Here is a 13,040-nt window from a genome sequence, read left to right on the forward strand (position 1 = left end):
ATGAACGATTTCTGGCAACACTGTTCCGCATTGCTGGAGCGTGAGTTAACGCCCCAGCAGTACGTGACGTGGATCAAACCGTTGGCCCCGGTCGCCTTCGACGCCGCTGCGAACACGCTCAGCATCGCCGCGCCGAACCGCTTCAAGCTCGACTGGGTCAAGAGCCAGTTCTCCGGTCGCATCGCTGATATGGCCCGCGATTTCTGGCAAGCCCCGATCGACGTGCAATTCGTGCTGGACCCGAAAGCCGGCATGCGCCCGCAGCAGGCTGCGTCGGCACCGGCGCGTCCGGCTTCGTCCGCGCCCATGGGCGGTAACGCCGGCGGCGGCGCAGCCGTGGATGCCGCCGTCGGCGCCGTGCAGGCGGCGCAGTCCGCGCGCGCGGGCGGCATGAATCCCGGCATGCAACAGCAGGCAAACGCCCGCGCGGCCTCGGCCGCCGCGGAAGATGCCGCGGACCTTGACCTGCCCAGCCTCGACGCGAACGAAGCCGCGGCCGCGCGCCGCACGTGGCGCCCGGGCCAGAGCGCGGGCGCGAGCGGCAGTGCCGAAAGCGACTCCATGTACGAGCGCTCGAAGCTCAACCCGGTGCTGACCTTCGACAATTTCGTGACCGGTAAGGCCAACCAGCTGGCGCGCGCCGCGGCGATCCAGGTCGCGGACAATCCCGGCATCTCGTACAACCCGCTGTTCCTGTACGGTGGCGTGGGCCTCGGCAAGACCCACCTGATCCACGCGATCGGCAACCAGTTGCTGATGGACAAGGCCGGCGCGCGGATCCGCTATATCCACGCAGAACAATACGTGTCCGACGTGGTGAAGGCATACCAGCGCAAGGCGTTCGACGATTTCAAGCGCTACTACCACTCGCTCGACCTTTTGCTGATCGACGATATTCAGTTCTTCTCGGGCAAGTCGCGCACGCAGGAGGAATTCTTCTACGCATTCGAGGCGCTGGTCGCGAACAAGGCGCAGGTGATCATCACCAGCGATACCTATCCGAAGGAAATTTCGGGTATCGACGACCGTTTGATCTCGCGCTTCGACTCCGGCCTGACGGTGGCGATCGAACCGCCCGAGCTGGAAATGCGCGTCGCGATTCTGATGCGCAAGGCGCAATCGGAGTTCGTGAGCCTGAATGAAGACGTCGCGTTTTTCGTCGCCAAGCATTTGCGCTCGAACGTGCGCGAACTGGAAGGCGCGCTGCGCAAGATCCTCGCGTATTCGAAATTCCACGGCCGCGAAATCACGATCGAGCTGACCAAGGAAGCGCTGAAAGACCTGCTGACGGTGCAGAACCGTCAGATTTCGGTGGAAAACATCCAGAAAACGGTCGCCGACTTCTACAGCATCAAGGTCGCGGACATGTATTCGAAGAAGCGTCCGGCGAACATCGCGCGGCCGCGGCAGATCGCGATGTATCTGGCCAAGGAGCTGACGCAGAAGAGTCTGCCGGAAATCGGCGAATTGTTCGGCGGGCGCGACCACACCACGGTACTGCACGCGGTGCGCAAGATTGCCGACGAGCGCAGCAAGGACGCGCAACTGAACCACGAATTGCACGTGCTGGAACAGACGCTGAAGGGCTAAGCGGCCCCGCTGGAAAAATCGACCTGTTTATTTCCGAACTCGCCCCCATTTTAGTGAGGCGGTTCCTTTTTCAGGCACAATACAGGTTTAACCGCCCGGCGGCCGCGGGCGGGTTTCACGCCGTGACAGGCGCTGCGTGGCGCCGGCGCAGAGTCGCGGCTGTGAGCTGCAACGCTTACCTGGCAAGGCGCGCAGGCCGTTATATCAACGAAGGAACTCTATGCAACTGGTCAAGACCGAACGCGATAACCTCCTCAGGCCGCTGCAAACTGTGAGCGGCATCGTCGAACGCCGCCATACGCTGCCGATCCTCGCCAATTTGCTGATTACCAAGAACGGCCCCGACGTGTCGTTCCTGTCCACTGACCTCGAGTTGCAAATCACCACGCGCGCGGATTTCGGCGTGGGCGGCGACTCGGTGGCGACCACGGTGGCGGCAAGAAAGCTCCTCGACATTCTTCGCGCCATGCCCGACGGGCAGGTCACGCTCACGCTGAACGACAAGCGGTTGACCGTGCAATCCGGCAAGAGCCGCTTTGCGCTGCAAACCCTCGCGGCGGACGAATTCCCGACGGTCGCGCAAGCTAAAGACTACGGCGCGAACCTTGTGGTTCCGCAGAAGACGTTCCGCCAGTTGCTCGGCATGGTCCATTTCTCGATGGCCCAGCAGGACATCCGCTACTACCTGAACGGCATGCTGCTGGTAGTGGACGGCGACCAGCTGATGGCAGTCGCAACGGACGGCCACCGCCTGGCGTTTTCGTCGATGAAGATCGAGGGCTCGTTCTCGCGTCAGGAAGTGATCATCCCACGCAAGACGATTCTGGAACTCCAGCGTCTGCTGGAAGACATCGACGACACGCTGAAGATCGACATCGCGCAAACGCAGGTGAAGTTCACGTTCGGCCAGGTCGAACTCGTGTCGAAGCTGGTGGAAGGCAAGTTCCCCGACTTCCAGCGCGTGATTCCGAAGTCGCACAAGAATCAGTTCGTGATTGGCCGTGAAGAACTGCAGCGTTCGCTGCAGCGTGCCGCGATTCTGACGTCGGACAAATTCAAGGGCGTGCGCTGCATTATCGAGCCGGGCCAGTTGAAGATCATGTCGACCAACGCCGACCAGGAAGAGGCGCAGGAAGAACTGGAAATCGCATACGACGGCGACAGCGTCGACATCGGCTTCAACGTCACGTATCTGCTCGACGTGCTCGCGAACCTGAAGGTCGACATGTTGCAGGTGAGCCTTGGCGACGCCAGCTCCAGCGCGCTGATCACGATTCCCGAGAACGACGAATTCAAATACGTGGTGATGCCGATGCGCATCTGACGCGTCCAACACCTAGAACACACCAAGGGGCGCAGCGCCCCTTTGGCGTTTTTATGGCGTTTTGAAAAGTCCCGAGCAGCAACCTTGCAGTAACGCAGAACCGGAAAAAATCCATGACTGAAACGAACAATACGCAACCCGACAACAGCTACGGCGCCTCGTCCATTCAGATCCTCGAAGGTCTGGAGGCTGTGCGCAAGCGGCCGGGGATGTACATCGGGGATACATCGGATGGCACCGGTTTGCATCACCTCGTGTTCGAGGTGCTCGACAACTCGATCGACGAAGCGTTGGCCGGGCATTGCAACGACATTCAGGTGATCATTCACGCCGACAACTCCATTTCGATCACCGACAACGGCCGCGGCGTGCCGACCGGTCTGAAGATGGACGACAAGCACGATCCGAAGCGCAGCGCCGCTGAAATCGTGATGACGGAACTGCACGCCGGCGGCAAGTTCGACCAGAACAGCTACAAGGTGTCGGGCGGCCTGCACGGCGTGGGCGTCTCGTGCGTGAACGCGCTGTCGGCATGGCTGCGTCTGACCGTGCGTCGCGACGGCAAGAAGCACTTCATGGAGTTCCACCGCGGCGTGCCGCAGAACCGCGTGATCGAAGAGATCGACGGTGTGGCCGTTTCGCCGATCCAGATTACCGGCGACACCGAAAATCGCGGTACCGAAGTGCATTTCCTCGCCGACGAAACGATCTTCGGCAATATCGAATACCACTACGACATTCTGGCCAAGCGGATTCGCGAACTGTCGTTCCTGAATAACGGCGTGCGGATTCGCCTGCTCGATCAGCGCAGCGGCAAGGAAGAAGATTTCGCGTTCGTCGGCGGCGTGAAGGGCTTTGTCGAGTACATCAACAAGAACAAGTCCGTGCTGCATCCGAATATCTTCCACATCAGCGGCGAAAAAGACGGCGTCGGCGTGGAAGTGGCCATGCAGTGGAACGACAGCTACAACGAGAACGTGCTGTGCTTCACGAACAACATTCCGCAGCGCGACGGCGGTACGCACTTGACCGGTTTGCGCGCGGCGATGACACGGGTGTTGAACAAGTACATCAACGACCATGAAGTCGCGAAGAAAGCGAAAGTCGAGACCTCGGGCGACGACATGCGCGAGGGTCTGTCGTGCGTGCTGTCGGTGAAGGTGCCGGAGCCGAAGTTCAGCGCGCAGACGAAGGACAAGCTGGTGTCGTCGGAAGTGCGCGCGCCGGTGGAAGACGTGGTCGCCAAGGCGCTCGAAGAGTTTTTGCTCGAAACGCCGAACGACGCGAAGATCATCTGCAGCAAGATCGTCGACGCCGCACGCGCGCGTGACGCGGCTCGCAAGGCGCGCGAAATGACGCGCCGCAAGGGCGTGCTTGACGGCGTGGGTTTGCCCGGCAAGCTCGCGGATTGCCAGGAGAAGGATCCGGCGAAGTCCGAGATTTACATCGTCGAGGGTGACTCGGCAGGCGGCTCGGCGAAGCAGGGGCGCGACCGCAAGTTCCAGGCGATCCTGCCGCTGCGCGGCAAGGTGCTCAATGTCGAGAAGGCACGTTACGACAAGCTGCTTTCCTCGGAGCAGATCGTGACGCTGATTACCGCGCTCGGCTGCGGGATCGGCAAGGAAGACTACAACCTCGAGAAGCTGCGCTATCACCGCATCATCATCATGACCGACGCTGACGTCGACGGCGCGCACATCCGTACGCTGCTGCTGACGTTCTTCTATCGTCAGATGCCGGACATGATCGAGCGCGGCTATATCTACATCGCGCAGCCGCCGCTGTTCAAGATCAAGGCGGGCAAGGACGAGCGGTATCTGAAGGATGAGGCGGAGGTGAACGCGCACATCCTCAAGCTGGCGTTGCAGGGCTCGGAACTGCTGGCGTCCGAAGGCGCCACGCCGATCACCGGCGACGCGCTCGGCGAACTGGCGCGTGCGTATTTGCTGGCGCAAGCCGTGGTGAACCGTCTGAGCCGTCTGTACGACGCGGGTGCGCTGGAGGCGGTAATGGACGGCGTGGTGATCGATCTGTCGAGCGAAGCCGCGGCGGAAACGTCGGCGAAGGCGCTGGAGGCCAAGCTGCGCGACGACGCGTTGAAACCCGAGGTGACGGTGACGACGATGTACGACCCGGTGCGTGAACTGCGCTCGTTGAAGGTCGCGCGTACGCATCACGGCAATCAGAAGATTTCGGTGCTGGATGAAGAGTTTCAGTTGACCGCCGACTATCAGCAGTTGATCAATACCGCGAATACGTTCAAGGGTTTGATCGGCGCCGGTGCGGTGATCAAGCGCGGCGAACGCAGCATGGCGGTGACGGACTTCAAGAGCGCGATGAAATGGTTGCTTGCGGATGCCGAACGCAATATTTCGAAGCAACGCTATAAGGGTCTCGGCGAGATGAATCCCGAGCAGCTTTGGGAAACGACGATGGATCCGGGTGTTCGTCGCCTGTTGCGCGTGCAGATCGAGGACGCGATTGCGGCCGATGGGATCTTCACTACGTTGATGGGGGATGATGTGGAGCCGCGTCGGGCGTTCATTGAGTCGAATGCGCTGAGGGCGGGGAATATTGATGTTTGAGGGTGTTGTTTCTCAGAATAGATGGCCGAATTCTCACAAAGTTGTCCATGAGAACGTTTGTGAGAACGACGGCTGTCCCCGATGCTGTCTCCTCTGTTGACGTGAAAGTCTCTACGAAGTAGCAGCCCAAGGGGGCGAGGGTAACGCGTTTATTCAGCCAGTATCTTCTGATGCGGATAGGTCTCGACATCGAACTTAAAAATGCGTACATGGCGCTATTCAACGCCATCTTGCGCGAGGCCGCAGTGTCGGAACGCAAAGAACGCAGCCACGTATGGGGAATATGACCAGTCGAGAAGTGGCGTCGGATAGCCGTGGTGCTGCAACAAATGCAGAAATCCTCCGCGGCTATCGTTATCGAGCATGTTCATTGGCTGCGGCAAGGAGCCGCTCAAACGGTTGTACAACAGCCGCATGTCTTCAGCGTCATACCGGAATCCGCCCGGCTTTCACGGTGGTAGAGGGAACGTAGGGGCCACTCGGAATTCACGTATGCCCTATAGGCGCAGGTGCGGTAAGGGCTACGCGCTAGATGACACGGGACTTTCGCTCGATTAGACTTAGGCAAAGACTGGGGGATATATGGGTAGTGGAGAACTGGGAACCGCGAATTCCTCGCAAAATGGATTGGCGCTTACTGCAGAAATGGTGGCGCGCGCGTGGCGCGATCCTGATTACCTTGCCAACTTGCCCCCTCAATTGCAGGCTCAAGTCCCCCCATCGCCAGTTGGCCCGTTGGACTTGGGGTTAGTGGGTCGGGCAGGGCAAATTCAGATTCACGCTGGAACAATCGCGGCGACCTGCAGTACCATCGCAGCACGCTGCAGTACGATTGCGGCGAGCTGCAGCACTATCTCCGCAGGTTGCAGCACCATCTCCGCAGGATGCAGCACGATCTCGGCGGGATGTAGCTCCATTTCCGCCACGTGCAGTACCGTCGCTGCAACATGCAGCACCGTAGCAGCCAAGTGCAGCACGATTGCGGCAACCTGTAGCACCATCGCCGCCAGTTGCAGCACCATCGCTGCAAACTGTCGTCCGAGAAAACGCTAAGCATCGTAATCGGTTGTCGCAAGTGTTGTTGAACCGAGCCCTTGGAGTTCTGGAACGCGCTGGCTGTTCCGATGAATTCAATGATGTAATTGCCGAAGCGAGGCTCCAAAGGTGGCTTGAGAGCCCTGCGTTTTCTAACCGGCGTGATTTTGAACAATTCCTTCGGGATTGTAGTGTTAGCGAGGAGACCTTCACCCGCTGCTTGGGGATCGTGCCGGACAGTGAAGGTGTCCAGTCTGTACCCTCATCTTGGTTCGCCAACGAGGCGATACCGTCTGGCAAGGCGTTTGCCTCCGAGAATGGGATTGGTTCGTACCTTAGCTTGGTCGAACCATTGCTGCGCGAATCGACGAGCCAAGTCCAGGCGACAGTTGATGCGCAGAATGACAGATACGGCTCGGAGTTATTTTCGGGGCGTGTAGTCGAGTCTCTGGCAGATGCTCTCTACGAGCAAATACTACTGGTGATTGTGAAGCCGCTCACCCTTGAGCTTCGTATCGCCAGCATTTCTGGAACGCTCCGCGGTGACGTCGGAGAGGATCGCTTTAAGGATTTCGCTAACGACCTTTGTCGTCCCGAGACGCGACAGCGCCTGTTCTCGCAATATCCGGTGATGCTGGCACACTGCCTTCGAGTCTGCGATCAATGGCGTAGATCAGTTACGGAGTTTCTGGAAAGAACAGCAAAGGACATTCTTCTGTTGCAAAAGTCGTTCTGCGTTGGTCAGCAGGTGCTTTCAGCCCAAGTATCAACTGGTGATGCGCACAACGAAGGGCGACGGGTCGTAATCGTAGACTTCACAGATGGGAAGCGACTTGTTTACAAGCCCCGATCCTTGAAGGTCGAGTCGCATTTTCAAGATCTGCTTCAATGGCTGAACGACAAGGGGCTTGATCCAGCGCTGAGAACGATTCGAGTACTGGACCGAGATTCTTACGGTTGGAGCGAGTTCGTTGAAGCTTCCGACTGCGTCTCGATGGAAGATATCCAGCTCTTCTATAGACGAGTAGGTGTATTGCTAGCGCTTCTTTACGCTGTCGGCGCTACGGATGCGCACTTCGAGAATCTAATCGCCGAAGGTGCCCACCCGGTTCTGGTTGACCTAGAGACACTCTTCCATCCGAGCTTGGCCATCGATAACGATGGCTCCGGGAGCACAACTCCTAGTGCAGCAAATCGATCTGTCCTATCTGTGGGTCTACTACCAACGCCAGTTCGTGTTGGAGATCAGATTGTCGACATGAGTGGCCTCGGTGCAAGACCTAATGAAAAAACGCAGCTGCAGACAATGGGGTTTGATGCGGTCGGAACGGATGAAATGCACATCACCAGGGTGCAGTTTGTGCCAGAAACGACATCGCATCTTCCGAGATTACAAGGTCGGCAGCACAGGGCAACGGAGCACATCCAATCTGTTCTCGAAGGGTTTCGTACAGGCTACAGGTTGCTCGTCTCTTGTGCAGGAGAACTTTTGGCGGCTGAGGGACCAATAGCCGTCTTTGCAGATTGCGAGGTGCGCGTCCTGCTCCGGCCTACCGCAACCTACGCGTCTTTATTGCAAGAGAGCTATCATCCACACGCATTGTCGGACGGCACTGAGTGCGATAGGGTCCTCGCTCAAATCTGGAGCAATGCGACGAGCAACCCGATATGGGCGGTGGCTGCGCCGCATGAATTCGCGCAGCTTCGTCGCGGGGACGTTCCATACTTCTCCTGCCATACTGCAAGCACAACGGTCTCATCCGGGGACGGAACTCAGTTGAATTCTATTCTGTCATCAACAGGGTTCGAAAGCGTTCAGTTACGTATCGTGTCTATGGATGAGGCAGATCTATGTCGGCAAGAATGGATCATCTGCGCGTCTTTCGCGTCGCTTGGTGAAGGCGGAACTGATGGAAGCGATGCGTTAAAGGGCTGTGAACCTTGGCGAGGGTGCGGTAGTGAGAATGCTCAAATTGCCGCAGTAAGGATGTTGGACACCCTCGCTTTCAAGCATGGCGACAGTGCAACATGGCTGACATTTGCGCCAGTTGCGTCTAGGAGTTCGGCGTCATCGCTTGACCATATCGTCACCGAGGTGGGCATCGATCTCTACGATGGACTGGCAGGCATTGCCTTCTTCCTCCTGGCCTCTGCCAAGTTCGCTGGAGACTCGCGCGGTCTCGATTTGGGATGGGCAGCATTGAATGAGCTCGAACGGCGTTTAGCAATGACGGCGGCAGACCAGCCATACGGAGCGTTCTCTGGAATTTCAGGTGTGTTATATGTATACGCTCACGTAGCAACGTGGTTCCCAGAAGTACACGAACGGCTCAAGGCAAGGACTGGGCTATTGGTGCCAATCGTCGCCGAAAAATTGCGCGATGACGAAGCGTGCGACCTGATAAGTGGACGAGCAGGAACAATTCTTTGCCTCCTTGCAGTTCACGATGCTGGGCTCAACGAAAGCGCGCTAGATCTTGCCACTCAGTGTGGTAGCGAAATTGTCCGCATCTTGAACAAGGGCGCTGCACATGAGGTGTCGCGCCTAAAGCTTCCGAACTACCGGGGCATCTCTCATGGACTATCCGGCGTTGCCATGGCAATGGTGGCGCTCGGCAATGCTACGCACGAGTCGATCTTCGTCACTACGGCCCTAGCCTTTTTTAGCCTGGAAGGTAACATGACCGAAGGCGGAGTTTGGACGGACCCGCATGACTTACATCATGTTGGGCAGGCCACGTGGTGCCACGGGGCCCCTGGTATCGCACTAGCGCGATTGACCGCGTATTCACAGTTGTTGGGTGAGCCGCTGATCGAGCGGGAAGCTCGGAGGGTGCTTGGTGAGTGCCTAAAATTACCGCTGATTGACAACGAGTCGCTCTGCCACGGAAATCTCGGCAACCTCGACGTACTCGCACTTGCCGTAGATGTTTTCCCTTGCGAGCAGCTTTGGGGAGATGAAATCGAAGAGAAACGGACAAATGTCCAAGCTTTGATCACGCGGGAAGGATTGCGGTGTGCAAGACCAGGATACATCCCTGTTCCAAGCCTAATGACTGGAGTCGCTGGTATCGGCTATGGAGCGCTCAGAATGTCTTTCTTATCCGGGATTCCTTGTGTCTTGACGCTCGCGCCGCCATTTTCGACATTTGACGACTGTGGCAAGGAAGAGCAGCGGGTGCTCAATCGCCGTAAACCAGCGACGTGATCGAGTAAGCCTGTATTAAAGAAACCGGCGAAAACTTCCGTCCAGGCAGCGTGGCTGTAGACGGTACCCCCAGTCTTGAGTAGCCGCGCGAGGGTGCATCGTGAGTGACCGTTGATGCCGCGGGATCGAGGCAGTGTCACCCGTGATTTGCTCGCCGCAAAGTGGTCGTTGAGCAAGGGCCCAGGAGACCCCGGTGGAAACTGGACGACGACCTTGAACGGCCGTTCATGGCCGATGACCGCCTGGTGCGGTCGGCGCAAACTGCCCCATTGCAACCGTTCAGGTTTCATTGAGCAATGTCAGCTTTGCAGAAAGCTGACCTTCTCCGTCACTCGCCGCACCGTCTGCCCCATGACACATTGTTGCCCCAGAGCGAGTAGGTCGAATCTTGAAAGACCTGGATGTCCGCCTGCAATGGAGGCTGGGTACATGGAAATCCGTAAGGGCCTCACCCTCACTCCTTGAGCCAAGCCTTCTTGATCGCCTCGAAGTTGAGCTGCTTCCATTCTTCCTTCCAGAGCTGGTAGTACGGGATGTCGGTCGACGAGGGCGGCGGGTCGCAACGCTGGACCTTGACTAACGACGGCATCACCACAGACTCACCGATCAGCAGTGCCTCTCCGGCGCTCAAGGTCGGTAGCTTGTCGCAAAGATTGCCAAGCGTGTCAGGCAGCAGGCGTGCGACGTAGCTCTGGTCACTCGGGTTGGTCAGCCGCATCGCAAGGAAGTTGCTGCACTGGGAGAAGATCGTCTCGGAGATCTCCGACGGGCGCTGACTCGACAGGAGCAGCGTCACACCGTACTTGCGACCCTCCTTGGCTATGCGTTCGATCGAGAACTTGGACGCACGAAAGCGCGCCAGGTCGCTGTTGGGTACGTACTTGTGGGCCTCCTCGTACACGAGCAGGAGCGGCGTGTCGGTGTTGATCTTCTCCTTTGCCGCAGTCCGCATCACCTTGTAGTGGTACCCGTACTCGAACAAAATTCGCGAGATCAGCGACACGGTGATGCTGAGGACCTCGAAGGGGACGCCGCTCAAGTCGACGATCGTGACGTTCGACTGTTCGTCTCCGTAGCCGATCAGGCTCTTCAGGGTCCCCACCAGCGTGGCTGTGTCGGCGGACGGACCGAAGAGAAACTGCAGGCGGTCCTGCTCCACCTTGGCCTCGAAGCGCGCGAAGAACTTGTCCAGCGACTTGTCTGCGTAGCTGCCCGGGGTGATGCTCTGGCCTTTGGTCGGATGGAAATCGAGTCGCTTGGCAAAGTACAGATCGAGCCGCTCGTTCGCGGAGAGCTGCAGGCCGTGGCTGTTGTCGGTCTTGCCTTCGGGCAGTAGCGTGTAGCTGCCATCCACCACCATGTACCGCGCCTCGTTCTTCGAGTTCACGGTCTCGCTCTTGATGTTGTACAGCGCGTTCAGCACCTCATGGATGTTGAACTTCAGCGGGCTGTCGTAAAAGACGTTCTTCGCGCTGGTGTTGTGGCGCCTCTTATTCTCCGTCACCAGCTGACGGAACACGGCCGACTGGTCGTAGTTGTCGCGCTCGCCCGTATCCAGCAGCACCTCCTCAAGTTCCTCGCTATTGAGCAGCCAATAGGGCAAGGTCAACGTACTGGCGTCGAGGAAGTTCGCATCAGGGAAAGCCGTTCGGTACTCGGAATGGATGTCGAAGATGACGACGTGCGAGTTATTCAGCGAGTATTGGCCGTTCTTCGCGCTCACCGCCGTCTGGATGATCTTGGCTATCGTGTGGGATTTACCGGCACCGGTGGACCCCACTACGGCCAGGTGTTTGTTGAAAAACCGATCGCCGTCCACCGGCACGGTGATCTTGTCGTTGGACACCAGAGCGCTGAAAGCGAACTTCTTGGCCGGGTCGACCGAATCCTCGAAGATCTTCTTGATGTCGTCTTCAGTCGCCGGCGTCACGCCCGTTGGCGGAATGGTCAGCGTGTCGCCGCCGCGGATGAACTTGCCGTCGGCGATGATTCCCAGTGGGAGCGCCTCGATGATGTGGCGGCGCTCTGCCTTGTCGTTCACTTCAATGCAGAAGTTCTCGATGATAGCGATAAGCGCGCAGTCCTCGCTGTCGGTGACGCGCAAGTACGAGCCCACCTTGAGGCTCTTGTCGTTGGCGAACGCCGAGATGTTGCCAACCGAGATCTTCACCTTGTCTGGGAAGACCGCGATCACTTCGGCCTTGATGTCTTGAGAATCGCTCATGCCTGCATGATCTCCTGAAGTAGATAGGCACTGTCACTCTTGATCGAATGAAGCCCCCTGGCCTTTGGCACGAGGGTACTGTCGAGTGGCGTGGCCTTGTAGAAGTCGTAGACCTCGACGACCAATCCGGTGCAAGCAGCGATGGTCGGCGCCAGCTGCTGTTCACCGGGGACGAACTTGATCGTCCAAAGGTTGTCCTTGGTGGGGGCCGCCGTCAGCATGGCGGGCGAGAACTCGGCGCCTTGGAATGGATAGCCATCATTGAAGACCACGCCCTGCGTCCATAGGCTGGCCTTGAGCTCGATCAACTGCTCGGTCGTCACGCCCCGCAGCAGCACGTAGGGGCAGAACCGGTCGGTCGCAGGCGTTCGCTGGAGCTCCTTGTGCGAGAAGAACTGGCCGATTCGAACGAGCATGCGGGTGGCCTTGTCCACGTCGTAATCATCGGCCATGTCCATCACGAAGAACCTGGCGGCCTTGGGTAACTTTGTCTTGCCGAAGTAGAAGTACCTGCGACGGACCATTCGCGCGAAATACTCGCGTCCCAGGTGCTCCCGCAGCCAAGCGCTGAAGACCACCTCCTTGCGGTTGATGGCCCTCAAGAACTGATCCTTGGTGATCTTTCGCTTGGCCTCGTCCGCCTCGATGGCCAGCCCCTGAACGACGTTTATCGCTACCGGGTAGAAGAAGCTCAGCGCGTCGCCGGTCGAGCAATCGGGGATCTCCGACTCTAGGAGCTTGAGCACGTTAGCTTGCTGATTGTCGTAGGACAGAGCGTTCACATCAATGTCCAGCAACGCACGAAAGGCGGCAAGCTGGACATCGGTGATTGTCAGTTCCTCGTGCACCTTGTGGACCTGCTTGTCCTTCGTGTAGGTTAGGAAGTGCTCTTTCAGGAACTCGTCCGTCAGCGGGAGCGTGAGCTTGTGCTGACCGCCGCGGTAGTGGCCGTACAGCCGGTACCTGAACACCTGGTCGGTAGGGCAGCCCGCGGCATGGAAATGCCGCAGCATGTGGATTACCTGTTGATACGCGCATAAAACTGACCCACTTCCGCTAGAAATTTGCATCGAA

7 protein-coding genes are annotated in these 13,040 nt (G+C 58.3%); 4 read left to right on the forward strand and 3 right to left on the reverse strand.

Annotation, left to right across the window (positions count from 1 at the left end):
* The 3 genes from dnaA (at position 1) to gyrB (ending at position 5,499) form a co-directional block, all read left to right on the forward strand.
* Positions 1-1,590: a chromosomal replication initiator protein DnaA gene (gene dnaA / locus LFL96_RS00005; RefSeq protein ID WP_280996885.1), complete on the forward strand. Its 1,590-nt coding sequence runs from the start codon at positions 1-3 to the stop codon at positions 1,588-1,590.
* 220 nt (positions 1,591-1,810) lie between these two features.
* On the forward strand, positions 1,811-2,914 hold the full coding sequence (gene dnaN, locus LFL96_RS00010; RefSeq protein WP_280996886.1) for a DNA polymerase III subunit beta: 1,104 nt from the start codon (positions 1,811-1,813) through the stop codon (positions 2,912-2,914).
* A gap of 113 nt (positions 2,915-3,027) precedes the next feature.
* Positions 3,028-5,499 (forward strand): DNA topoisomerase (ATP-hydrolyzing) subunit B, encoded by a 2,472-nt coding sequence (gene gyrB / locus LFL96_RS00015; protein WP_280996887.1) that lies wholly within the window; start codon positions 3,028-3,030, stop codon positions 5,497-5,499.
* 776 nt (positions 5,500-6,275) lie between these two features.
* Here the strand turns inward: gyrB and LFL96_RS00025 are convergent.
* Positions 6,276-6,521, reverse strand: a complete 246-nt coding sequence (locus tag LFL96_RS00025) for a hypothetical protein (protein ID WP_280996888.1) — start codon at positions 6,519-6,521, stop codon at positions 6,276-6,278.
* A 59-nt stretch (positions 6,522-6,580) separates the two neighbouring features.
* Here LFL96_RS00025 and LFL96_RS00030 point away from each other — a divergent pair, with 59 nt between their 5' ends.
* Positions 6,581-9,742 (forward strand): type 2 lanthipeptide synthetase LanM family protein, encoded by a 3,162-nt coding sequence (locus tag LFL96_RS00030; RefSeq protein ID WP_280996889.1) that lies wholly within the window; start codon positions 6,581-6,583, stop codon positions 9,740-9,742.
* A gap of 454 nt (positions 9,743-10,196) precedes the next feature.
* Here the strand turns inward: LFL96_RS00030 and herA are convergent, their stop codons facing one another.
* Together herA and LFL96_RS00040 are read right to left on the reverse strand one after the other, a co-directional pair.
* On the reverse strand, positions 10,197-11,966 hold the full coding sequence (gene herA, locus LFL96_RS00035) for an anti-phage-associated helicase HerA (protein ID WP_280996890.1): 1,770 nt from the start codon (positions 11,964-11,966) through the stop codon (positions 10,197-10,199).
* Positions 11,963-12,979 carry a DUF4297 family anti-phage-associated protein gene (locus LFL96_RS00040; protein ID WP_280996891.1) on the reverse strand — a complete coding sequence of 339 codons (1,017 nt, stop codon included), beginning with the start codon at positions 12,977-12,979 and terminating at the stop codon, positions 11,963-11,965. Before LFL96_RS00040 ends, herA begins: the two co-directional genes overlap by 4 nt.
* Positions 12,980-13,040: the final 61 nt, after the last annotated feature.

The sequence above is a fragment of the Paraburkholderia sp. D15 genome (assembly GCF_029910215.1).
Taxonomy (GTDB): Bacteria; Pseudomonadota; Gammaproteobacteria; order Burkholderiales; family Burkholderiaceae; genus Paraburkholderia.